This window comes from Mesorhizobium sp. M0590 (genome assembly GCF_040320905.1).
Classification (GTDB): Bacteria; Pseudomonadota; Alphaproteobacteria; order Rhizobiales; family Rhizobiaceae; genus Mesorhizobium.
Window position 1 is genome coordinate 176,629 of the sequence record NZ_JAMYQN010000009.1, and the last position, 22,354, is coordinate 198,982.

18 protein-coding genes are annotated in these 22,354 nt (G+C 63.6%); 11 read left to right on the top strand and 7 right to left on the bottom strand.

What is annotated here, in order from left to right:
- Positions 1-89 precede the first annotated feature (89 nt).
- Together NKI52_RS17175 and NKI52_RS17180 are read right to left on the bottom strand one after the other, a co-directional pair.
- Positions 90-1,127, bottom strand: coding sequence for a YncE family protein (locus tag NKI52_RS17175; RefSeq protein ID WP_352636405.1), 1,038 nt, complete (start codon positions 1,125-1,127; stop codon positions 90-92).
- 440 nt (positions 1,128-1,567) lie between these two features.
- Positions 1,568-3,100, bottom strand: a complete 1,533-nt coding sequence (locus NKI52_RS17180) for a helicase HerA-like C-terminal domain-containing protein (RefSeq protein ID WP_352698713.1) — start codon at positions 3,098-3,100, stop codon at positions 1,568-1,570.
- Between the two features lie 276 nt (positions 3,101-3,376).
- Between NKI52_RS17180 and NKI52_RS17185 the strand changes: the two genes are divergently transcribed.
- From NKI52_RS17185 to NKI52_RS17200, 4 genes are all read left to right on the top strand, one after another.
- The gene (locus tag NKI52_RS17185) at positions 3,377-4,819 is read left to right on the top strand and encodes a methylmalonyl-CoA mutase subunit beta (RefSeq protein ID WP_352698715.1); all 1,443 of its coding nucleotides are present in this window, start codon (positions 3,377-3,379) and stop codon (positions 4,817-4,819) included.
- Positions 4,816-6,939 (top strand): methylmalonyl-CoA mutase, encoded by a 2,124-nt coding sequence (gene scpA / locus NKI52_RS17190; protein ID WP_352698717.1) that lies wholly within the window; start codon positions 4,816-4,818, stop codon positions 6,937-6,939. Before NKI52_RS17185 ends, scpA begins: the two co-directional genes overlap by 4 nt.
- 73 nt (positions 6,940-7,012) lie before the next feature.
- On the top strand, positions 7,013-7,234 hold the full coding sequence (locus tag NKI52_RS17195) for an AbrB/MazE/SpoVT family DNA-binding domain-containing protein (RefSeq protein ID WP_095496758.1): 222 nt from the start codon (positions 7,013-7,015) through the stop codon (positions 7,232-7,234).
- Complete coding sequence (locus NKI52_RS17200) at positions 7,231-7,620, top strand: type II toxin-antitoxin system death-on-curing family toxin (RefSeq protein ID WP_352624564.1); 390 nt, start codon at positions 7,231-7,233, stop codon at positions 7,618-7,620. The genes NKI52_RS17195 and NKI52_RS17200 overlap by 4 nt, the downstream gene beginning before the upstream one ends.
- Here NKI52_RS17200 and NKI52_RS17205 read toward each other — a convergent pair.
- The gene (locus tag NKI52_RS17205) at positions 7,617-8,090 is read right to left on the bottom strand and encodes a GreA/GreB family elongation factor (RefSeq protein WP_352449075.1); all 474 of its coding nucleotides are present in this window, start codon (positions 8,088-8,090) and stop codon (positions 7,617-7,619) included. The genes NKI52_RS17200 and NKI52_RS17205 overlap by 4 nt on opposite strands.
- Before the next feature lie 142 nt (positions 8,091-8,232).
- On the bottom strand, positions 8,233-9,051 hold the full coding sequence (locus tag NKI52_RS17210; RefSeq protein WP_352698719.1) for a class I SAM-dependent methyltransferase: 819 nt from the start codon (positions 9,049-9,051) through the stop codon (positions 8,233-8,235).
- 21 nt (positions 9,052-9,072) lie between these two features.
- On the opposite strand from NKI52_RS17210, the gene NKI52_RS17215 reads away from it, so the two are divergent.
- Complete coding sequence (locus tag NKI52_RS17215; protein WP_352698721.1) at positions 9,073-9,858, top strand: TetR/AcrR family transcriptional regulator; 786 nt, start codon at positions 9,073-9,075, stop codon at positions 9,856-9,858.
- A gap of 153 nt (positions 9,859-10,011) precedes the next feature.
- Positions 10,012-11,388: a TIGR03808 family TAT-translocated repetitive protein gene (locus tag NKI52_RS17220; protein WP_352698723.1), complete on the top strand. Its 1,377-nt coding sequence runs from the start codon at positions 10,012-10,014 to the stop codon at positions 11,386-11,388.
- On the opposite strand, the gene NKI52_RS17225 is transcribed toward NKI52_RS17220, so the two are convergent.
- Both NKI52_RS17225 and NKI52_RS17230 read right to left on the bottom strand, forming a co-directional pair.
- The gene (locus tag NKI52_RS17225; protein WP_352569889.1) at positions 11,381-12,385 is read right to left on the bottom strand and encodes an asparaginase; all 1,005 of its coding nucleotides are present in this window, start codon (positions 12,383-12,385) and stop codon (positions 11,381-11,383) included. The two genes, NKI52_RS17220 and NKI52_RS17225, sit on opposite strands and share 8 nt — an antisense overlap.
- 26 nt (positions 12,386-12,411) lie before the next feature.
- A complete protein-coding gene (locus NKI52_RS17230) occupies positions 12,412-13,578 on the bottom strand; it encodes an acetyl-CoA acetyltransferase (RefSeq protein WP_352569890.1) in 1,167 nt (388 codons plus the stop codon).
- Between the two features lie 224 nt (positions 13,579-13,802).
- On the opposite strand from NKI52_RS17230, the gene betI reads away from it, so the two are divergent.
- Genes betI through betB form a run of 5 tightly spaced genes read left to right on the top strand, consistent with a single transcriptional unit; the run spans position 13,803 to position 20,105 of the window.
- Entirely contained in the window at positions 13,803-14,393 is a 591-nt protein-coding gene (gene betI / locus NKI52_RS17235; protein WP_352454288.1) for a transcriptional regulator BetI, read from the top strand.
- Positions 14,390-15,919 carry a choline-sulfatase gene (gene betC, locus NKI52_RS17240; protein ID WP_352698726.1) on the top strand — a complete coding sequence of 510 codons (1,530 nt, stop codon included), beginning with the start codon at positions 14,390-14,392 and terminating at the stop codon, positions 15,917-15,919. The genes betI and betC overlap by 4 nt, the downstream gene beginning before the upstream one ends.
- Positions 15,919-16,926 carry a threonine/serine dehydratase family protein gene (locus NKI52_RS17245; RefSeq protein WP_502897763.1) on the top strand — a complete coding sequence of 336 codons (1,008 nt, stop codon included), beginning with the start codon at positions 15,919-15,921 and terminating at the stop codon, positions 16,924-16,926. Before betC ends, NKI52_RS17245 begins: the two co-directional genes overlap by 1 nt.
- Positions 16,927-16,929: 3 nt before the next feature.
- Positions 16,930-18,582, top strand: a complete 1,653-nt coding sequence (gene betA, locus NKI52_RS17250) for a choline dehydrogenase (protein WP_352698728.1) — start codon at positions 16,930-16,932, stop codon at positions 18,580-18,582.
- Positions 18,583-18,641: 59 nt separating this feature from the next.
- Positions 18,642-20,105, top strand: coding sequence for a betaine-aldehyde dehydrogenase (gene betB, locus NKI52_RS17255; protein WP_352591574.1), 1,464 nt, complete (start codon positions 18,642-18,644; stop codon positions 20,103-20,105).
- Here betB and NKI52_RS17260 read toward each other — a convergent pair.
- On the bottom strand, positions 20,069-22,339 hold the full coding sequence (locus NKI52_RS17260; protein WP_352698730.1) for an AGE family epimerase/isomerase: 2,271 nt from the start codon (positions 22,337-22,339) through the stop codon (positions 20,069-20,071). The genes betB and NKI52_RS17260 overlap by 37 nt on opposite strands.
- Positions 22,340-22,354 lie beyond the last annotated feature (15 nt).

Below are 22,354 nucleotides of genomic sequence, written 5' to 3' on the forward strand. Positions count from 1 at the left end.
TCCTGGCCATTGAAGCATCTCCGCCCGATGCCGAATAGGCAATCGGTATGCAGCTCAACAGGAAAACGTCGTCCACACGGGTGCGCACCTCAAGGTGTTGGACGAAACGCCCAGATTGCCGGCAGCTGCTCTCCGCCCGCTCGAACCGCGAGAAGAAGCAGGTCAAGCGCGGGAACAAAGAGCGAAGTGCGCGCACCGGACACAGTCGGAATATGCGCGATGCGTCGATATGGCGGGTCCCGGGTATCCAGCACGTCAATGAATCCGTCTCCGCAGCTGATATAGGCTCGCTGCCGTTTCGAGTCGACGAAAACATCGTCGGCATCACCGCAAATCTTCGCAGTCGCGACGAGCGAACCGTCTCCCATGGAGAAGATGCCGAGCCACGCAGGGTGGCGAAAAGCTATAAGGACGTGCTGGTGAGGGTCGTCCAACGCCATCGGAAAATTGCCGGCCAAACCGGCGGTCGGCCAGCTTGCGATTTGAGCCAGTGATGTGCGGTCGACGACCGCGATTGAATGAACGTCCGGCAGGTTCACAAAGACGTGGCTCGTCCTCGCGTCGAGCTGAAAACTTTCGGGATGCGCCTTTAGCGGCACATCGCCGGTTTTCCGGTTAGTCGTGGGATTGATGACAGCCAGCGCACCGCTGCCATACCCCACAAAGACCCGATTGGTCGCGCTATCCACGCGAACATTGTCGGCATCTTCCCCTAGGTCGACTTTGCCGATAGCGGCATAATCGGCTCCTCGAAACAATCGAACCGAGCCGTCGCCGGCATTCGCGACATACAGGGTGTCGGTCCCTTGCAGGTAGCCGACACCTTGTGGTTCCCGTAATCCCTTGATTGTGCGAAGCACGGTTCGATGGGTGAGATCGACCACCGCCATGCTGTTGTTGCCGAGTTCTGCAACGAACAAGCGCCGCCTCTTTAAATCGATCGCCATGTGATCGATGCGGCCGCGCACATCTCCGAGTGGGATTCTGGCCTCGAGCCGTAATGGCGGCTCCGTGCCTTGGCCCGCAGCGTCAAACGTCGCAACCGGCAGGTTTGCCGCAGCCATCAAAGCAGTTGCGACAATTCGCGACAATAAGTGAAGTGCAATTGAAAGGAACCTGCCATCCACGCGCGCCATCCCTCAATAGGATCTTGCGCAGTGCTTGACGGAAGCCGTCTGAAGGGGAGACTGCTCATCCCCTCAGTTCAGATTAGGCCAATGACCTCTTGATTACAAGCGACGGGCAATTGGATAGTGTCGCGGATTGAACTTCGGTTTTGGGTGGTCGACTCCGACCGTTCGACCTCTGATGTCCAGCATCAGATTTTTACCCTGACGTAACCAAGCGATAGCGGCACTGATTACTGATAGCGCCGAGCCAAGGACGCAGCTATGCCCGCTGATGGTCGTATCAGGCTGTAGCGCGAACGGCAGGTTTGGAGAAACGCAATGAAGGTCGGCAAATGGCGCATAGCCGCCGTCCTCTGTCCACCAGATCTGGCTGCTGGCGCTTGATGCCAAGACAGAATTTGCCAACACAGATGCCCGCCTTCGGGTCCGATGCCCCCTCACCGCCCCCTGGACAGGCTCCCCAAAATCCCGCGGACGATCGCTCGTCCGACCGACGAGCCGACCGAGCGCACGATGGATTTGATCGCCGCCTCCGCCACCGTCTGGCGGTTGGAGGGGCGCGGCGCGCGGCGGCGGCCGGTCGGCTGGGGATCGTCATTGCCGAAGCCGGGAATGGTCCAGCGCGAACGGCCTGCGTCCTGTTGCTGCGCCTGTGCCTCCTGGGCGTCCTTGGCCTTCTTCTGCAGGATCTCGAAGGCCGATTCGCGGTCGATGGTCTCGTCGTACTGTCCCGCAACCGGGCTCTCGGTGATCAGCTTGCGGCGCTCGTTGGGCGTGATCGGGCCAAGCCGCGATGACGGCGGGCGGATCAGCGTTCGCTGCACCATGGAGGGCACGCCCTTGGCTTCCAGCGTCGAGACCAGCGCCTCGCCGGTGCCGAGCTGCGTGATCACGGTTGCGCAGTCGAAGTCGGGATTGGGCCTGAACGTCTCGGCCGCCGTCCTGACGGCCTTCTGTTCGCGCGGCGTATAGGCACGAAGTGCGTGCTGCACGCGGTTGCCGAGCTGGGCCAGCACCGTTTCAGGGATATCCAGCGGATTTTGCGTGACGAAATAAACGCCGACGCCTTTCGAGCGGATCAGCCGGACCACCTGCTCGACGCGGTCGACCAACACCTTCGGGGCATCGTCGAACAGAAGGTGCGCCTCGTCGAAGAAAAAGACCAGCTTCGGCTTGTCCGGATCGCCGACTTCCGGCAGTTCCTCGAACAGTTCCGACATCAGCCACAGAAGGAACGTCGCATAGAGCCGCGGATTCATCATCAGCTTGTCGGCGGCGAGCACGCTGATGGCGCCGCGTCCATCGCGCGTGGTGCGCATGATGTCGGATATCCGCAATGCCGGCTCGCCGAAGAAATTGGCAGCGCCCTGCTGCTCCAGAACCAGCAGCGTGCGCTGGATCGCGCCGACCGAAGGTTTCGTCACATTGCCGTAGCGGGCGCCGATCTCTTCGGCGCGGTCGGCGATGTTGGCCAGCAGTGACTGCAGGTCCTTCAAGTCGAGCAGCAGAAGGCCTTCCTCGTCGGCGATGCGGAAGGCGATGTTCATGATGCCTTCCTGCGCCTCGGAAAGGTTCATCAACCGCGACAGAAGCAGCGGCCCCATCTCCGAGATCGTGGCGCGGATCGGGTGGCCCTGCTCGCCGAACAGATCCCAGAAGATGACCGGGAATTCCTGGAATTCATAGGGATCGAGCTTGACCTGCTCGGCCCGCTTGACCAGGAAATCCTGCGCTGTGCCCATCATGGCGATACCCGACAGGTCGCCCTTGATGTCGGCGCAGAATACCGGCACGCCGGCATTGGAGAAACCCTCGGCCAATATCTGCAGGGTCACCGTCTTGCCGGTGCCGGTCGCGCCGGTGACCAGGCCATGACGATTGCCATATTGCAGCAAAAGCTGTTCGGGCCGCTGATAGCTGTCGTCCGGCTTGCGGCTGGCCCCTATGAAGATACTGGTGTCGTCGGCCATGTGTCCGGTCTCCGCAAACCTATAGGGTTGAATGCACTGATCCCTTGAAGAAAAGGGAGCCCCGCCGCAGGTATAGTGAGGCCATTGCGCAGCGACAATGGGCACCGTCGAAAATGGCTTTTGGAGCTTGCGGAACCTGCCCATGTTTGGCAATCGATTGACGGTCGCCGTCACGAAAGGCGTGTTGCACCTGCAAGTGTGCTGCATTGTGATATCGGGCCGGGGACCGTAGACTGACATAGTCGGCCGCTGCGGCCGCTAGAACGAGGAGAACCGATGGTCGCCGGTGCCTTGACCCAGGATGCCGAACTTCCGAACGTCGACCGGCAACGATGGCTGGCGCTGGCGGAGAAGGCGCTGGCCGGCGGGTCCTTCGAGGAAAAGCTCGTCTCGCATACGGACGACGCCATCCGCATCGAGCCGCTCTACGAGCGTTCGGTCACGGCGGAGCCTGTCGTGCGCGCCAACCCGGGATCACCGTGGATCGTCAGCCAGCGCATCGACGATCCGGACATCGGCCGCGCCAGTGCGCAGGCGCTGGAAGACGTCGCGCAGGGTGCCACCGGACTGTCGCTTGTCTTCGAGGGTGCGCCGAACGCCTTCGGCTATGGCTTGCCCAGGACGGCGGAGGCGCTGGAGGGCGTGCTCGACGGCGTGCCGCTCAACCGCATCCAGATCCGCATCGACGCCCATCCCTGGAGCCGTGCCGTGGCCGACTGGCTGGTGGCGTTTTTGACCAAGCGCCGCTCCGACCCGGCAAAGCTCAACCTCTCCTTCGGCATCGATCCGGCGGCGATCTTTGCCGGGACCGGCAGGCTGCGCATGTCGATCGAGGCTTTACAGGCTTCGATGCCGCAATCGCTGGCGCATTTCTTTTCGATGGGTGTGCCCGGCGTGCTGCTGGAAGCCGACGGGCGGGTGTTCCACAATGCCGGCGCCACCGAGGCGCAGGAGCTTGGCACCATGCTCGCCTCGGCCGTCTCCTATCTGAGGCTGTTCGAGAAGGCGCGCCAGCCGCTCGTCTACGCAGCGCCGCATATCGGTTTTGCGCTCAGCGTCGACCAGGACCAATTCGTGTCGACGGCCAAGGTCAGGGCGTTGCGCAGACTGTGGGCGCGTGTCCAGGAGGCCTGCTCGATACCGCCCTCCACCGCCAGCATCCATGCCGAAACCTCCTTCCGGATGATGACGGCGGCCGACCCGGAAACCAACATCCTGCGCACCACCATCGCCGCTTTCGCGGCTGCCGCCGGCGGCGCGGATTCGATCGCCATCCTGCCGCACACGATCGCGCACGGCCTACCCGCGGGCTTTGCCCGCCGCGTTGCCCGCAACGCGCAACTGATCATGGCCAGCGAAAGCCACGTCGATCACGTCGCCGATCCGGTTTGCGGTTCGGGCGCCGTCGAAGCGCTGACTGCGGAGCTCTGCGCGGCGGCCTGGCAGGAGTTCCAGCAGATCGAGGCGGAAGGCGGCGTGCTGACCAGCCTTGAGCAAGGCCACATCCAGAGGCGCGTCCAGGCAGCTTCCGCCCGCCGCAACGCAGCCTACCAGGCGGGCGAACGGGCGATCGTCGGCACGACGCTGCACCCGTCGAAGACCGAGCGTCCGGTCGAGACGCTGGCGGCGGAGCGGCGGCCTGCCTTCACCGAAGGCGTTGCGGTGTGCGAGCCGCTATTTCCGATCCGCATCGATCAGTCGATCGGAGCCGTGCCATGATCCCGGATTTCAGCCAGATCGGCTGGTTGCCGCCGCGGCGGGCGCCGGTCGAGGTCAAAGGCCAGCGGATGACGCCGGAAGGCATCGCCGTCAAGCATCTCTACAACCAGGGCGATCTCAAGGGATTGCCGCATCTCGACAGCTATCCGGGCCTGCCGCCCTTCGTGCGCGGCCCCTACCCGACGATGTATGTCCAGCAACCCTGGACGATCCGGCAATATGCCGGCTTCTCGACGGCCGAGGAATCCAACGCCTTCTACCGTCGCAACCTTGCCGCCGGCCAGAAGGGCCTGTCGGTCGCTTTCGATCTCGCCACGCACCGCGGCTATGACAGCGACCATCCACGCGTCGCCGGCGATGTCGGCATGGCCGGCGTCGCCATCGATTCCATTCTCGACATGCGCCAGCTGTTCGACGGCATCCCGCTCGATGAGATGACCGTTTCGATGACGATGAACGGCGCGGTGCTGCCGATCATGGCGCTCTATATTGTGGCGGCGGAGGAACAGGGCGTCGCGCAGAAGGATCTCACCGGGACTATTCAGAACGACATCCTGAAAGAGTTCATGGTGCGCAACACCTACATCTATCCGCCAAAACCTTCGATGCGGATCGTGTCGGACATTTTTTCCTACACGTCGAAGCACATGCCGAAGTTCAATTCGATCTCGATCTCCGGCTACCACATGCAGGAGGCGGGAGCGACGGCGGATCTCGAGCTCGCCTACACGATTGCAGACGGTATCGAATATGCCCGCGCCGGCGTCGCGGCCGGCCTCGACATCGACCGTTTCGCGCCGCGCCTTTCCTTCTTCTGGGCGATCGGCATGAATTTCTTCATGGAAGTCGCGAAGCTGAGAGCAGCGCGCCTTTTGTGGGCCAGCCTGATGCTGAAGAACTTTTCGCCGAAGGACGAGCGCTCGCTGTCGCTGCGCACCCATTGCCAGACTTCGGGCTGGTCGCTGACGGCGCAGGATCCCTACAACAACATCATCCGCACCATGATCGAGGCGATGGCGGCGACTCAAGGACATACGCAGTCGCTGCACACCAATTCCTTCGACGAGGCAATGGCGCTGCCGACCGACCATTCGGCCCGCATCGCCCGCAACACACAGCTCATCCTGCAGAAGGAATCCGGCACGACGCGCATCATCGACCCGTGGGGCGGCTCCGCCTATGTCGAACGGTTGACGCATGATCTGGCGGCGCGTGCGCTTGCGCATATCGAGGAGGTCGAGAGCCTCGGCGGCATGGCCGCGGCGATCGAAAAGGGCCTACCGAAGCTGCGCATTGAAGAGGCTGCCGCGCGCACCCAGGCGCGCATCGATTCCGGCGAACAGATCGTGGTCGGTGTCAATGCTCACCGTCCCGGCACGGACATCGAAGTCGACGTGCTGAAGATCGACAATGCCGAAGTCAGGGCGCGGCAATTGTCGAAGCTGCAGCGGCTGAAAGGCACGCGTGACGTCGCCGCCGTCGAGAGCGCGCTCGACGCGCTTACCCGTGCTGCCGGGAGTAACGCAAACCTGCTGGAATGCGCCATCCGGGCCGCACGCGCCAACGCCACGGTCGGCGAGATTTCGCTGGCGCTGGAAAAGGTCTTCGGCCGCCATGTCGCCTCGGTGCAGACGATCTCCGGGGTCTATCGCAACGCGCTCGGCGACAATCCGGTGGTCGACCGGCTGCAGGACAAGATCGTAGCGTTCGAGGAAAAGTCCGGCGGCAAGCCGCGCATTCTGGTCGCCAAGATGGGGCAAGACGGCCATGATCGCGGCCAGAAAGTGATCGCCACCGCCTTTGCCGACCTAGGCTTCGACGTCACCGTCGGGCCGATGTTCCAGACTCCGGACGAGATCGCCAGGCTGGCGGTCGAGCATGACGTACACATCGTCGGCGCCTCGTCGCTGGCAGCAGGCCATTTGACGCTCATTCCCGAACTCAAGCTTGCACTGAAGAAGTTGGGCCGCGACGACATGCTGATCGTCGCCGGCGGCGTCATCCCGCCGCAGGATTACGACTCAGTCCGGCAGGCAGGCGCCACTGAAATCTTCCCGCCCGGCACGGTTATCCCGGAAGCGGCGGAGCGGCTGATGGATCGGCTGCTGCAGGCCGGCTGACGCTTTGTTATAATGTCTGTTGTAACAAGAAACACGCTGAGTTATAATCAGCGTTGCAACAGGATGCCTCACCATGAACACGACCATTCGCAAGATCGGCAATTCCGAAGGCGTGATCCTGCCGAGGGAGCTTCTCGACCGCCTGAACCTGAAGGCCGGCGACCAGCTTCAAATCGTCGAAACAGGTGACGGCCTTGCGCTGAAGCCGGTGGACGACAGCTTCGAGCGGCAAATGAAAGCCGCCCGCGAGGTGATGGACAAATACAAGGTCGCGCTTCAGAAGCTCGCCGAATGAGCTGGGAGTTTCTGACGCGGCGTGCAGTCGAAGCGATGCACGCGGAGCAGTTGCGCCGACACGGCGGAGCACAAGGCTTGAGGGATGAAAATGCCCTCGAATCGGCGCTCGCTCGCGCCGAAACCAAGGCCAACTACGGAGACCCGTCGGTTGAGGAACTCGCAGCCGCCTATGTCTTCGGCATTGCCAGAAATCATGCCTTTGTCGACGGCAACAAACGCACGGCCATTGTCGCGGCCGGCGCATTTCTGATTGTGAATGGTTATGCCCTGACGGCCAATAACGGCATGCTTTACGAATTCGTCATGGGCGTCGCCGCCGGCGAAATCGACGAGGCCGGCGCCGCGGCGTTCTTCCGCGATCATGTCGTCAAGCTCGAAGACTAACTGTCGGAGAGCTTGACGATCTCCCATTCCTTGCCGTTGACCACGGCAATTTCGCCGATCTTCTTGCCGAACAGCGCCATCGCCATCGGCGACATATGGGAAATTGTCCCTTTGCCCGGATTGGCTTCGTCCTCGCCGACGATCTTCCAGTGCACCTTCTTGCCGTCGTCGCTTTCCAGGGTGACACCCATGCCGAAACGAACCAGGTCGCTGCCCGGTTCCGGCACCGAAAGCTCGGCGCTTTCCCGCCGTGCCGTCCAATAGCGGAGATCGCGCGAGACCAGCGCGATGCGCTCGCGGTCGGCCCTCTTCTCGGCTCTGCCCAGTTCGTCGCGCAGAGCGGCCACCTCGGCATCGATCAGCGCCATGCCGCGTTCCGTGACCAGATTGCGGTGATGGCTGATCGGCCGCTCGCCGATGCCGGCAATGGCGTTTTCGCTGTCTTCCTCGCGGGTGAAGGCCCTGCTCATCTGACGAACTTAGGCTTGGAACGGCGACTCCACAAGCCATTGCTGATGAAGGGGCTAATGGTGAAGATCTGGGTTCAGTACCCGAGATTAGACAGCTGCTTGGGGTGTAAAGCTGACCATGCGAATGCCTCAACTTGGCGCACTATCGCGCTTCGAGGGCCGCAAGGCTAAGGTCCGGTTGCGCAACTAGGTAGCGGAGCCCCTTGGTTCCGACGTCGCCTTGCTCAACGATATTGAAGCCATGCCGGCCGAGATCCGCTGCAACTTTGTCCAAATCGACGTAACCATGCCGGTGGAGCCGAAAGGTGCTCTTCTGGCGCGGCGGTTTCGCAAAATCGACGATAAGCACACGACCGCCCGGCCTCAGGACGCGGAAGGCCTCTCTGCCGAATTCCTCGCGGCCCTTCTTTGGAAGATGGTGGAACATCAGCGTGCTGAGGACGACATCAAATTCCCCATCCTTGAAAGGCAGTTCCTGAGCGGTGGCGGTCGAGAACCCGACTTGTAACCCTGCCCGCCGGGCCTTTGCCGTTGCGCGCGCAACCATTTCGGCGGACGCGTCGACGCCGTCCACACGCCCCTCCGGCCCCACCTTCTGTCTGACGAGGAGCGCGGTGGTGCCGGTGCCGCACCCGACATCCAGGACCACTTCTCCCGGTTTCAGCTTCGCAAAACTTAGTATCCTTTCGCGAAAAGCACGTTCGCGGCCGAAGGTCAGAAGCCACGCGAGCGTGTCGTACAGGGCGGCGGAATGGAGCGTGATGCCGACATGCGGCGCCTTCTCCTCGCCGGCGGCCGGGATGCGGACCTTGGCGGACAGCCGCCCGTGAGCGCTTTGCCATATCAATAGGCTTGCGATCACGACGAGTACACCAGCATGAAGCAGAAGGACGGGAATTCCCAAGGAAAAGACCGCATTTGCCTGTCCCAACGAGAAAAATGCCGCGAGCACCACGGCCACTTTGACGAGCGCGACTAGCGCATGCCCTCCAACTATTGTTCCGAAAAGACGTTGGTGCATTGCTTTATCTCCGGCCAGCCGGGCATCGCGCTGGGCCTTCGGCAAGAGCATATGATACTGGACAGTGTGTCCAGTATCAGTTTTACTGGCCACATCGCACCGACGCGCCCAATACTGGACGATTTGGTGTCCTATGGCCGGAAAAGGATGTTGCCGATGCCAGCCGGACCGATCGACCGTCGGGTCGCCAGGACCCGCAGCCGACTGCAGCAGGCGCTTTTCAGACTGACCGCCGAGAAGGGATATACGGCGATCACGGTCGAGGACATCTGCAGGGAAGCCGATGTCGGCCGCTCGACTTTCTACACACACTATCCCGACAAGGACCGCTTGAGGAAAGCAACGATCGACGACCATCTGAAGACCTTGCAGGCGCACGGTGCCGAACGCTATTCGCAGCGAAACGCCAAGGGCTTTTCCTTCAGCGGTCCGGTGTTCGAGCATGCTCTTGCCACGCGGGAGATGCACCGTGCGCTGATGGGCGGGAAAAAGCGCGAAATGCCAGAAGAGATCCGCGGCTGGATAAGCAGGCAGGTTCGCCATGAATTGGCGAATATCCAAGGTGATCAAGGCGGGGCCAGACTTGAGATCGCCACACGCTTCATCGTTGGCGCGTTCTTTGAAGTGATGCACTGGTGGCTTGAGAGGGATACGAAGCTGTCCCCCGCGGAGATCGACCAGACATTCCTGCAACTTGCCTTCAACGGGGTAAATGCGGTGTTCGCCGAGCCAACGAGGATCGAATAGAGGCTCAAAAGGGGCTTCGTTTGATCGCCCACAGAAGGGCCGAAAGCGATATTCCGTCCTGGCTGGCAAGCTTCAGATTTTCACCACACTTCGACCGGGCTAGTCTGGCACGAATCCTGCGGCGTGGCCGTTGGACGCAAGGGATCTGTGCCGATGTTGAACAGAAGAACGCTGCTTGCGCAGACCGCCGGCTTTGCGGTCATGGGGATTTCGCTCGGCAAAGCAGCGGCGAAAAACCTGGCCGGCGTCGAGAAAGCCGCGATGCGCGGGGCGATCAACGCTACCGAGCGCGGCGTCCGGCCCGGCGCGCTTGACGACCAGAGCAAGGCTTTCGCCAAGCTGCTGCGCGACGCGCACGACCGCGACATGCCGGTGTTCCTGCCGCCGGGGATCTATATCGTTTCCAACCTGTCGCTGCCCGGCCGCGTGCGCCTGTCCGGCGTGCCGGGCGCATCGCGGATCGTCTATGGCGGCAATGGCCATCTCATTATGGCCGAACGGGCCGAGCATATCGAACTCAGCGGGCTGGTGTTCGATGGCAGCAACCGCTGGATGGGCGACTACACGCAAGGCCTGCTCGATCTGCGCCGCATCGCCCATCTGGTCGTCGACAACTGCCAGATGACCGGCAGCGGCAAGAACGGTCTGGCGCTCGAACATGCCTCGGGCCGAATCGAGCGCTCGGCGATATCCGGTGCGGCCGATGCCGGCATCTATTCGGTCGAGGCCGATGGCCTGGAAATATCAGGCAATAGCGTCTCCGACTGCGCCAATGGCGGCATTCTCGTGCACCGCTGGCAGGCGGCGGAAGACGGCACCATCGTCAGCGGCAACCGGATCGAGCGCATCCAGGCGCGCAGCGGCGGAACCGGCCAGAACGGCAACGGCATCAATGCGTTCCGCGCCGGCAACGTCATCATCTCCGGCAATATTGTCTCGGATTGCGCGTTCTCGGCGATCCGCGCCAACAGTTCCAGCAATTTGCAGATCACCGGCAACACCTGCTCGCGTTCGGGCGAGACGGCCGTGTATTCCGAATTCTCGTTCGAAGGCGCCGTCATCGGCAACAACATCGTCGATTGTGCTGCGAACGGTATTTCGATCGTCAATTTCAACGAAGGCGGGCGCATGGGCGTCTGCTCCGGCAACGTAGTCCGCAACCTGTCGACCAGCGGCCCCTACCCTGCCGATGCGCCCGGCTTCGGCGTCGGCATCATCGTCGAGGCAGACACCACAGTTTCCGGCAATGTCGTCGAGAATGCGCCGCTCTACGGCATGCAGATCGGCTGGGGACCGTTCATGCGCAATGTGGTCGCTACGGGAAACATCGTCCGCAAGGCGGGGACCGGCATCGTCGTCACCGTGGTCGAAGGTGCCGGGACGGCAATCATCTCCGACAATGTCATCGACGGAGTCCAGAACGGCGCGATCGTCGGCCAACGCTGGGCCGAGCGAGTGACCGGCGACCTCGCCGCATCAGGCAATGCCGGCTATGCGCATCTGACCGTCGAGCGCAACCACGTCAGTTGAGGGTGGCCGTCGGCCGGAGCGCGCCGACTTTGGCGCCGATCCGGCTTTCGATGGGCGGATTTGCCTGTTCGATCAATTTCGCAGCGAGCGCGTGGTCGGCGTGCAGCAGCTTAGCCAGCACGGCCGCGACCATCACTTCAGCGGCGCGGCCTGCGCCATCGTCGCATTTCAGCGCGATGCCAAGGCCAAGCTCCGGAACGGCGGCGCAAAAAACACCTTCGGCGCCTCCCTTGACGAAAATCCGGCCCGGGGCGGCCTCCATCATCGCGACGTCGGACCTGCCCGTGCCGGCGACGAAAAACGGCTCGGCCATGCAGGCAGAAAGCAGCCGCTTCGCCGCCCGGGCGCGCACCGGCTCGAAGCCGGCACCTGTCGCCATGCGGGCAAAGCCAAGGGCAAAGCTGCGCAACGGCGCGGCATAGGTCGGAATCGAGCAGCCGTCGGTGCCGCGGTGATCGGCGTCATGGGCAGCACCGGTCACCGCCTGCATCGCTTCGCGCACCATTTCCTGCGAGGCATGGCCAGCCTTGACGTAACCACGATGGGCGATGCCGCTGTGAACGCAGGTGCATAGGAAGCCTGAGTGCTTGCCGGAACAATTGTTATGCAAGGCGTTCGGCGCACGGCCGGCGCGCGCGAGCGCCAGCGTCGCCCCGTGGCTCGACGGCCAATGCGCGCCGCATTCGAGTGCCGTCTCGTCGAGGCCGGCTTTCGCCAGCATGGCGCGTGCCAGCTCGACATGCGGCGGCTCGCCGGAATGGGAGGCGCAGGCCAGCGCCAGCTCCCGGTCACCGAAGCCGTAGGCATCGGCAGCGCCGCTCTCGACCAGCGGCAACGCCTGGATCGCCTTGACCGCCGAGCGCGGGAACACCGGCTGTGCCGTGTCGCCGATCTCCCAGACGGGCTTGCCGTCGGCGTCGAAGACGGCAACAGCGCCGCGATGGGCGCTCTCGACGATAGCGCCGCGCAAGACTTCGACCAGAACCGGATTTGCCATGTCACCTCCCGCAAATGCGGGCGGGTTTATCTGATCCGGTCGAGAATGGAAACGTAGTTGGCGACCGCGGCACCACCCATATTGAAGATGCCGCCGAGTTTTGCTCCCGGCACCTGGATGCCGCCCGCCTCGCCGACAAGCTGCATGGCGCTCAGCACATGCATCGATACGCCGGTGGCACCGATCGGGTGGCCCTTGGCCTTCAGTCCACCGGACGGATTGACCGGCAGCCTTCCATCTTTCGCCGTCTCGCCATCCAGGGCCAGCTTGGCGCCCTCCCCCGGCTTGGCCAGGCCCATCGCCTCATACTCGATCAGTTCGGCGATGGTGAAACAGTCATGCGTCTCGACGAAGGACAGGTCGCCGAGCGTCACGCCCGCCTGCTTCAGCGCCTGGTTCCACGCCTGCTCGCAGCCTTCGAAGGCGAGAATGTCGCGCTTCGACATCGGCAGGAAATCCTGCACATGCTCATTGGCGCGGAAGGCGACGGCGCGGCGCATCTTCAGCGCCGTGGCCGTGTCGGCAAGGACAAGCGCGGCGGCACCGTCCGACACCAGCGAGCAGTCTGTGCGCTTCAGCGGACCGGCGACGAAGGGGTTTTTTTCGCTTTCCTGCCGGCAGAACTCGTAGCCGAAATCCTTGCGCATCTGCGCGTAGGGATTGTCGACGCCGTTCTTGTGGTTCTTGGCGGCGATCATCGCCAGCGCATCCGACTGGTCGCCGTAGCGCTGGAAATAGGCTTGGGCGATCTTGCCGAAGACGCCAGCGAAGCCTGCCGGCGTGTCACCGTCCTCCGGCAGATACGAGGCCTTGAGCAGGTTCTTGCCGATATCGGGACCGGGCGTCGTCGTCATCTGCTCGGCGCCGACCACCAGCACGATACGGGCGGCATTGGCGTCGATGGCGCGGATGCCTTGCCTGACCGCCGCCGAGCCGGTGGCGCAGGCGTTCTCGACGCGGGTCGCCGGCTTGAAGCGCAGCCGGTCATCGGCCTGGAGGACCAGGCTCGCGGTGAAATCCTGGGCGGAAAACCCGGCGTTGAAGTGGCCGAGCACGATCTCGTCGACGTCATCTGGACCGATGCCGGCATGATCGAGCGCCTCGACTGCCACCTTGGTGATCAGGCCCTCCAGCGTCTCGCCTTCGAGCTTGCCGAAGCGCGAATGCGCCCAGCCGACGATGCATGCTGTCATGGCGATCTCCATCCTGTGGACCCGGGCTACGCGATACTGCGCGCGCATCAGCATTGTTCAAGCATGAACCGTTTCGCAGGCCTCGTGAAGGGGCCAGAACCGCACAATCGCTTGATCTTGATCATCTGGTCATAGTGCCTGGCTTTTGCCAGCAAATCAGGCCGGATTTTTGTTGATTGATGCGTCAATAAAAAATAATCTTGTCCCAATAGGCCGGAGCAGGAATGCCGAAACTCGGAATGGAGCCGTTGCGCCGCAGGGCGCTCATCGACGCAACGATCTCGGCGATCGGCGAGCGCGGTTCGCTTGATGTGACGATGTCGGAAATCGCCGGGCGCGCCGGCGTGTCCTCGGCGCTTGCCCACCATTATTTCGGCGTCAAGGACGAATTGCTGTTGGCGACGATGCGGCACATCCTGAGCGAACTCACCGCCGATACGCGCCGTGCACTTCGCGCGGCCGGCACGGCGCGCCAGCGCGTCTCGGCGGTGGTCGCGGTCAATTTCTCCGACATCCAGTTCCAGCCCGAAACGATCGCCGCCTGGCTCGCCTTCTATGTCGAGGCGCAGAAATCGGCAGCACTCCGCCGGCTGCTCAAGGTCTATGCGCGCCGGCTGCATTCCAATCTGCTCAGCGGGCTGGCCGGCATCCTGCCGAGAAGCGAGGCCGACCGGGTCGCCGAAGCGACCGCGGCGCTGATCGACGGGCTCTATATCAGGCGCGCGCTGAAGGACGGTGTTCCCGATGCCGCGACCGCGATTGCACTGGTCGAGGACTATCTCGAAACGAAGCTCAGCGGACGGCAGAAGCAGTGACATCCAAGCGACCCAACATCCTGATCGTCATGGTCGATCAGCTCAACGGAACGCTGTTTCCGGATGGGCCGGCGGACTTCCTGCACGCGCCGCATCTGAAGGCGCTCGCCGCGCGTTCGGCGCGTTTTTGCAACAATTACACGGCCTCGCCGCTCTGCGCGCCGGGCCGCGCCGCATTCATGAGCGGCCAGTTGCCGTCACGCACCGGGGTCTATGACAACGCCGCCGAATTCGCGTCTTCGATCCCGACCTTTGCCCATCATCTGCGCGCCGCAGGTTATCACACCTGCCTCTCCGGCAAGATGCATTTCGTCGGGCCGGACCAGTTGCACGGTTTCGAGGAGCGGCTGACCACCGACATCTATCCGGCCGATTTCGGCTGGACACCCGACTATCGCAAACCCGGCGAGCGCATCGACTGGTGGTATCACAATCTCGGCTCCGTCAGCGGCGCCGGTACTGCCGAGATCACCAACCAGCTGGAATATGACGACGAGGTCGCCTTCCATGCGGTGCAGAAGCTTTATGATTTTGCCCGCGTCTCCGACGATGCCGCACATCGGCCCTGGTGCTTGACGGTTTCCTTCACCCATCCGCACGATCCTTACGTCGCACGGCGGCAATACTGGGACCTCTACGAGGATTGCCCGGCGCTCGAGCCTGAGGTCGGCTTCATTCCCTACGACAGGCAGGACCCGCATTCGCAGCGGCTCTACCGCGCCAGCGACTATGACAGGTTCGACATCACCGCTGAGCAGATACGCCGCGCACGGCGCGGCTATTTCGCCAACATCTCCTATCTCGACGACAAGCTCGGCGAATTGATGTCGGTGCTCGAGCACACACACATGCTCGACGACACGATCATCCTGTTCTGCTCGGACCATGGCGACATGCTGGGCGAGCGCGGCCTGTGGTTCAAGATGTGCTTTTTCGAAGGTTCGGCGCGGGTGCCGCTGATGATCGCCGGCAAGGGCATCGCCGCCGGCCTGATCGACACGCCGGTCTCCAATCTCGACGTGACGCCGACGCTTTGCGACCTCGCCGGCATCGACATCAGCGCGATTGCGCCGTGGACTGACGGCCAGTCGCTGCTGCCGTTGCTGAACGGAAAGAAACGCTCCGCGCCGGTGCTGATGGAATATGCCGCCGAAGGCTCCAACGCGCCGATGGCGGCGATGCGCGAGGGCCGCTACAAATTCATCCATTGCGAGATCGACCCGCCGCAACTGTTTGATCTTGAATCGGATTCGCAGGAATTGACCAATCTCGCCGCCGATCCGGCCAATGCGGCATTGGTGGCCGCTTTCACCGACAAGGTGCGGGCGCGCTGGGACATGGCGGCCTTCGACGCGGCGGTGCGTGCCAGCCAGGCACGCCGCTGGGTGGTCTACCCGGCGCTGCGCAACGGCACCCATTATCCCTGGGAATTCCAGCCGCTGCAGAAGGCATCGGAGCGCTACATGCGCAACCACATGAACCTCGACCTGCTCGAAGAGCAGAAGCGCTTTCCTCGAGGCGAATGATGGCAGATAGTGTCGTCCCCTCGCTCGACCATCTCAGGCAGGCCTATGCCGTCACCTCCAAGGCGACGCAGGTCACGCCGCTGCTGGAATCGGCGGCACTCGCGCGCGAGACCGGCGCCGCCCGCGTCTTCGTCAAGGCCGAATCGCTGCAATGGGCAGGATCGTTCAAGGTGCGCGGCGCCTACTGGCGGCTGAAGAAGCTCTCGCCTGACGAAGCCAAAAAGGGCGTCGTCGCCTACTCCTCCGGCAATTTTGCGCAGGGGCTAGCGGCGGCTGGCCAAGCGCTTGGCATTCCCGTCACCATCGTCATGCCGATCGACGCGCCGGCCGCCAAGCGCGACGCCACATCGGGTTACGGCGCGCGCGTGGTGCTGACTGACCATGGCGAGCGCGCGCGTGAGGAAGTCGCCGCCGCCAAGGCGCGCGAGATCGCTGCGAGCGAAGGCCTGGCGCTGCTGCACCCGTTCGACGATCCGGAGATCGTCGCCGGCCAGGCCGGTGCCGGTCTGGAGGCACTCGACCAGATCGCCGCCTGGCAAGCGGAGGCCGATCTCTTGTTCTGCTCGGTCGGCGGCGGCGGCCTGATCGGCGGTGTTTCACTGGCCTTTCACTATCTGTCGCCAGCCACGAAGATCATCGGCGTCGAGCCGGAAGGTTTTGACGGCATGGGCTCGTCGCTGGCGCATGGCGCCATCGAAACCATGCCGATCGGGCCGAAATCGATCTGCGACGGGCTGATGTCGCGGCGGCCCGGCGACGCGCCGTTCGCAGCGGTGAAGGCCGCCGGCGTTCGCGGCGTCACCGTCGACGATGCTTCGGTGCGGCGCGCCATGCGCCTCGCCTTCGAGCGGCTGAAGCTGGTGCTCGAGCCATCCGGCGCTGCTTCGCTGGCGGCGTTGCTCGGCGGCAAGGTCGACGTCACCGGCAAGACCGTTCTCGTAATGGCAACCGGCGGCAACGTCTCGCTGGCCGATTTCATTGCGCATATGAACCACGGGCGCGCATGAACCATGCTTGAAGCGGATTTCGTCATCATCGGCTCCGGCTCGGCCGGTTCGGCCATGGCCTACCGGCTGTCGGAGGACGGCAAGCATTCGGTGATCGTCATCGAATATGGCGGCAGCGATATCGGGCCGCTGATCCAGATGCCGTCGGCGCTGTCGATCCCGCTCAATATGAGCCTCTATGACTGGGGCTTTGCTAGCGAGCCGGAGCCGCATCTCGGCGGCCGCGTACTAGCGACGCCGCGCGGCAAGGTCATCGGCGGCTCGTCGTCGATCAACGGCATGGTCTATGTGCGCGGCCATGCCCGCGACTTCGACCATTGGGCCGAACAGGGCGCGACCGGCTGGGGCTTTGCCGATGTGCTCCCGTACTTCAAGCGCATGGAGGACAGCAATGGCGGCGAGAATGGCTGGCGCGGCCACGGCGGCCCGCTGACTGTGCAGCGCGGCTCGAGGACGAACCCACTCTACGGCGCCTTCGTCGAGGCAGGCCGTCAGGCCGGTTTCGAGCTGACCGACGACTATAATGGCGCGAAGCAGGAAGGCTTTGGGCCGATGGAGCAGACCATCCGCGGCGGCCGTCGCTGGTCGGCCGCGAGCGCCTATCTGAGGCCGGCGCTGAGGCGGAAAAATGTCAGCCTGGTCAAGGGTTTCGCCCGGCGGGTAATCATCGAGAATCAACGCGCCACCGGCGTCGAGATCGAAGTGCGCAAACGGATTCAGGTGGTCAGAGCGCGGCGCGAGGTGATCGTTGCCGCGTCCTCGATCAACTCGCCCAAGATCCTGATGCTGTCCGGCATCGGCCCCGGCCAGCACCTTAGGGAGAACGGCATCCCGGTGATCGTCGACCGGCCCGGAGTCGGCCGCAATCTGCAGGACCATATGGAACTTTACATCCAGCAGGAATCGACAAAGCCGATCACGCTGAACTCCGTCTTGAACCCGTTCTCGAAGGCGCTGATCGGGGCACAATGGCTGTTCTTCAAGTCCGGCCTCGGTGCCACCAATCATTTCGAGGCGGCCGCCTTCGTGCGCTCGCGCGCCGGCGTCGACTATCCCGATATCCAGTATCACTTCATCCCGGCCGCGGTCCGCTATGACGGCAAGGCGGCGGCCAAAGCGCATGGTTTCCAGGCGCATGTCGGGCCGATGCGGTCGAAGTCGCGCGGTTCGGTCACGCTGCGCTCGCCCGATCCCAAATCGAAGCCGGTGATCCGCTTCAACTACATGTCGCATCCGGACGACTGGACGGAGTTCCGCCACTGCATCCGGCTGACCCGCGAGATCTTCGGGCAAGCGGCCTTCGATCCGTACCGAGGCAAGGAACTGTCGCCGGGCTCGCATGTACAATCGGATGAAGAGCTCGACGCCTTCATTCGCGACCACGCCGAAAGCGCCTACCACCCTTGCGGCACCTGCAAGTTGGGCCGTGCCGATGATGCGATGAGCGTCGTCGATCCGGAATGCCGCGTCATTGGCGTCGAAGGGCTTCGGGTCGCCGATTCCTCGATCTTTCCACGCGTCACCAACGGCAATCTCAACGCGCCGTCGATCATGACCGGCGAGAAGGCCGCCGACCACATTCTCGGGCGTACGCCGCTGCCACCGTCCAACCAGGAACCATGGATCAATCCGCGCTGGCAGGTGTCGGACAGATAGGCCATGATCCGGCGGACGCATATTCCGCATGCCGCGACAAGACGATTTGGAGAACAGTCATGCGCGCCCAGCCAACGGCATCGCATTATGTCAACGGCCGCTATATCGACGACGAGCGCGGCGCAGCGCTGCCGGTTATCTATCCGGCAACCGGCGAGACCATCGCCATGCTGCGCTCGGCGACGCCGAACGTGCTGGAACTCGCGATCGAGGCCGCGCGTGCGGCACAGCCGGCCTGGGCTCGGCTGAAGCCGGTCGAGCGCGGCCGCATCCTGCGCCGTGCCGCCGACATTTTGCGCGCGCGCAATGCCGATCTGGCGCGCATCGAGACGCTGGATACCGGTAAGCCGATCCAGGAGACGCTGGTTGCGGACGCCCCGTCGGCGGCCGACTGCCTCGAATATTTCGGCGGTGCCGTCACCACCTTTAATGGCGAGGCCGTCGATCTCGGCGGACCCTTTGCCTATACCAGGCGCGAGGCGCTCGGCGTGTGCGTCGGCATCGGCGCCTGGAACTATCCGATCCAGATCGCCGGCTGGAAATCCGCACCCGCCCTCGCCATGGGCAATGCGATGGTTTTCAAACCATCGGAAAACACGCCGCTTTCAGCGCTGGCGCTCGCCGAAATCTACACCGAGGCCGGGCTGCCCGACGGGCTGTTCAACGTCGTGCAGGGTTTTGGCGATGTCGGCGCCGGCCTTGTCGGCCATGATGTTGTCGCAAAGGTCTCGGTGACCGGCTCGGTGCCGACAGGCCGCAAAGTGCTGTCGCTCGCCGGCTCGAAGATGAAGCACGCAACGATGGAGCTCGGCGGCAAGTCGCCGCTGATCGTCTTCGAAGACGCCAACCTCGAAAATGCCATCGGCGGCGCGATGCTCGGCAATTTCTATTCGACCGGCCAGATCTGCTCCAACGGCACGCGGGTCTTCGTGCAGAGCGGCATCCATGACCATTTCGTCGAGAGGCTGACCGAACGGACGAAGAAAATCCGCATCGGCGATCCACTCGATCCGGACACGCAGATGGGGCCGCTGGTCTCGAAGGCGCAGCACGACAAGGTGGTCTCTTACATCGAGGCCGGCAAGCAGGATGGCGCGGTGCTCGCCTGCGGCGGCAACGTGCCTTCGCTGCAGGGTTTTCAGGGCGGCTTCTTCGTCGAGCCGACGGTGTTCACCGGTGTCGTCGACACGATGCGCATCGCCCGCGAGGAGATTTTCGGGCCGGTCATGAGCGTGCTGAAATTCGACAGCGAGGACGAGGTGATCGAGCGCGCCAACGACACCGAATTCGGCCTCGCCGCCGGCGTGTTCACCCGCGACCTGGCGCGCGCCCATCGTGTCATCGCCGAACTGCAGGCCGGCACCTGCTGGATCAACGCCTACAATCTGACGCCGGTCGAAATCCCCTTCGGCGGCTTCAAGCAGTCCGGCATCGGACGCGAGAATTCGCTCGCGGCACTGGCGCTCTATTCGCAGCTGAAGTCGGTCTATGTCGAGACCGGGGATGTCGCCAGCCCGTACTGATCCTTGGGCGCCGTGCCGTCCAGATACTGCGTCAGCGCGCAGACGAGATGATAGAAGATGCTGGCCGGCACCTCGCTCGCCAAGGAGCGGCCACGCTCGTCGATGCGGTCGATCCACAGGCCGAGCGGTGCCGGATTGATGTGCCAGCGGAACAGCCGGCCGACCCGTGCTTCGATCTCCGGCTTCAGGTCGGGACCGCCCGAACCGTCCAGCGCGATCGCCGCCTTGATCGCTTCGGCCTGCGGCCAGCTGCGCGAGACGCGGTCGAGCGGCAGTCCTTGCCGCGAGACGGCGCCGTAGGCGAGGCCCGTGGCGCGGTTCAGGCCATTGGCAATCGCCGACGCGTAAAGCTTCCGGGCAAGGCCGGTCAAGCCGCTCTGGCCGCTGCGGCCGGCGAAGTCGACCAGCAGCGAGGCCCATTCGAAATGATGGCCGGGTTCGGTCCACGTGCCCTTCTCGCCAGGGGCCGGCCGCCATTCATGGTCGAAATACTCACCCAGCGTCCAGCTTTCCGGGTCGAAGAAATGGCTGCGAAACAGATCGACGATGCGCGCGGCGCGACGAAGATAGGCGCGCTCGCCGGTCGCCTGATGCCAGGCCAGGAATGCCTCGAGCAGATGCATGTGCGGGTTGGAGCGGCGCTCGCCCTCGCCGCTCGAGGTCTCGCGGAAGCCGGTCAGGCGTTCGTCCTCGAGATGCGCGTCGATAAACGCAAAGGTCTCCTGGCCAAGCCGCAACGCATCGGGATTGCCGCACATATGGGCATGCGCCAGCGCCAGGAGCACGCAGGAATGGTCATAGGCATCCTCGGCGGCGTCGGCGACGGTGCCGTCGACGTTGAGCGTGCGTACCCAGCCGCCATTGTCGGTACGTCCGTGCCTGGCCATGAATTCGAGGCCGTGGCTGATCAGCCGATCGGCCGGGCCGTTCCAGCCGCGCGCCTTGGCGACGGCGAAGGCGTAGATCTGCCTGGCCTGCGTGCGCATGCGCTTGGGTTTCATCAGCGGGGCGGCATCGAAGCCGAGCGCCTCGTGGAAACCGCCATGGCGCTCATCGACGCCGACCGTCGACCACAACGGCACCGTCTCCTCGAACAGCCAATGGTGCACGCGGCGCTGCCAGGCGCCGCTTTCGATGACGCGGTCGTCGGCGGGCGTGAACCTGGTCTCAAGGCGGCCGCTTTTTTCGAGCTGCTCGACGATCTTCTTGACGTTCTGGCTGTGGCTGACCGGAGCAACGAAAGTGGCGTCGGCGGTCGACACGATGGCGACGTCCTTCAGCCCTATGGCCGACAGCAGGCGGCCGTCGCTGCGGATATAGGAGTTCTCGCAATCGATGGCGACGACATCGCCGACGATGACATTGCCCTGCCTGTCGGAGGGGCCGACATCGAGCAGCGATTGCCAGGAGCCGAGATCGTTCCAGCGAAAGCTGGCCGGCACCATGGCGATGCCGCTGGCGCGCTCCATGATCGCATAGTCGATCGATGTCGATGGGATGGCGGCATAGAGCTCCAGAGGCATGTAGAGGCCGGAAAGATCCGATGTCGCAGCCTGGTAGGCAGCCTCTGTGGCGCTCCAGATGTCGGGCTGGAAGGCCATGAACGCGTCGCGCATGGCACTGGCGCGAAACAGGAAGATGCCGGTGTTCCAGTAGAAATTGCCGGCCTCGAGATAGCTCTGCGCCGTGGCGAGATCGGGTTTTTCGACGAAACGCGAGACATCGCAGATGCCATCGCGCTCGCCGGCCACCTCGATGTAGCCGTAACCGGTCTCGGGTTGGGCGGGCTTGATGCCGAACACCACCAGCCTGCCTTCGCGCGCGGCCGCCGTGCCGGCCTCGATGCTCCGCCAGAATTGCTGTGGCGTCGCGATCTCATGATCGGACGGCACCACCAGCACCAGGCTGTCGCCGAATTCCGACAGCGTGCGCAGGCTTGCCAAGGCGACGGCCGCGGCGGTGTTGCGTCCGGTCGGCTCGAACAGCGGGCCGCCGCCGGAAAGCTCGTGACCGGCAATGTCGGCATGGACGCGGTCGGCATGCCTTTCCGAGGCAATCAGGAAAACCGGCGTTTCGCCTTCCGGCCGCGCGGTGAGCCGGCGCAGCGTCTTGGCCAGCATTGAGCCGTCGCCGGAGAAATCATGGAACTGCTTGGGATTGTCCTCGCGCGACAACGGCCACAGCCGCGAGCCGACGCCGCCGCTCATCACAAAACTGACGATCCGTTCGGTCATGAAAACAAGCCTCGT

Bases quoted from the DNA above. Each gene is read 5' to 3' on its own strand.
- NKI52_RS17225 (WP_352569889.1), bottom strand. From the start codon at position 12,385: ATGGCAAATCCGGTTCTGGTCGAAGTCTTGCGCGGCGCTATCGTCGAG.
- NKI52_RS17245 (WP_502897763.1), top strand. From the start codon at position 15,919: ATGGCAGATAGTGTCGTCCCCTCGCTCGACCATCTCAGGCAGGCCTAT.
- NKI52_RS17195 (WP_095496758.1), top strand. From the start codon at position 7,013: ATGAACACGACCATTCGCAAGATCGGCAATTCCGAAGGCGTGATCCTG.
- NKI52_RS17185 (WP_352698715.1), top strand. From the start codon at position 3,377: ATGGTCGCCGGTGCCTTGACCCAGGATGCCGAACTTCCGAACGTCGAC.
- NKI52_RS17205 (WP_352449075.1), bottom strand. From the start codon at position 8,090: ATGAGCAGGGCCTTCACCCGCGAGGAAGACAGCGAAAACGCCATTGCC.
- betI (WP_352454288.1), top strand. From the start codon at position 13,803: ATGCCGAAACTCGGAATGGAGCCGTTGCGCCGCAGGGCGCTCATCGAC.
- betB (WP_352591574.1), top strand. From the start codon at position 18,642: ATGCGCGCCCAGCCAACGGCATCGCATTATGTCAACGGCCGCTATATC.
- NKI52_RS17200 (WP_352624564.1), top strand. From the start codon at position 7,231: ATGAGCTGGGAGTTTCTGACGCGGCGTGCAGTCGAAGCGATGCACGCG.
- NKI52_RS17220 (WP_352698723.1), top strand. From the start codon at position 10,012: ATGTTGAACAGAAGAACGCTGCTTGCGCAGACCGCCGGCTTTGCGGTC.
- scpA (WP_352698717.1), top strand. From the start codon at position 4,816: ATGATCCCGGATTTCAGCCAGATCGGCTGGTTGCCGCCGCGGCGGGCG.
- NKI52_RS17180 (WP_352698713.1), bottom strand. From the start codon at position 3,100: ATGGCCGACGACACCAGTATCTTCATAGGGGCCAGCCGCAAGCCGGAC.
- NKI52_RS17230 (WP_352569890.1), bottom strand. From the start codon at position 13,578: ATGACAGCATGCATCGTCGGCTGGGCGCATTCGCGCTTCGGCAAGCTC.
- NKI52_RS17215 (WP_352698721.1), top strand. From the start codon at position 9,073: ATGCCCTCCAACTATTGTTCCGAAAAGACGTTGGTGCATTGCTTTATC.
- betA (WP_352698728.1), top strand. From the start codon at position 16,930: ATGCTTGAAGCGGATTTCGTCATCATCGGCTCCGGCTCGGCCGGTTCG.
- NKI52_RS17260 (WP_352698730.1), bottom strand. From the start codon at position 22,339: ATGACCGAACGGATCGTCAGTTTTGTGATGAGCGGCGGCGTCGGCTCG.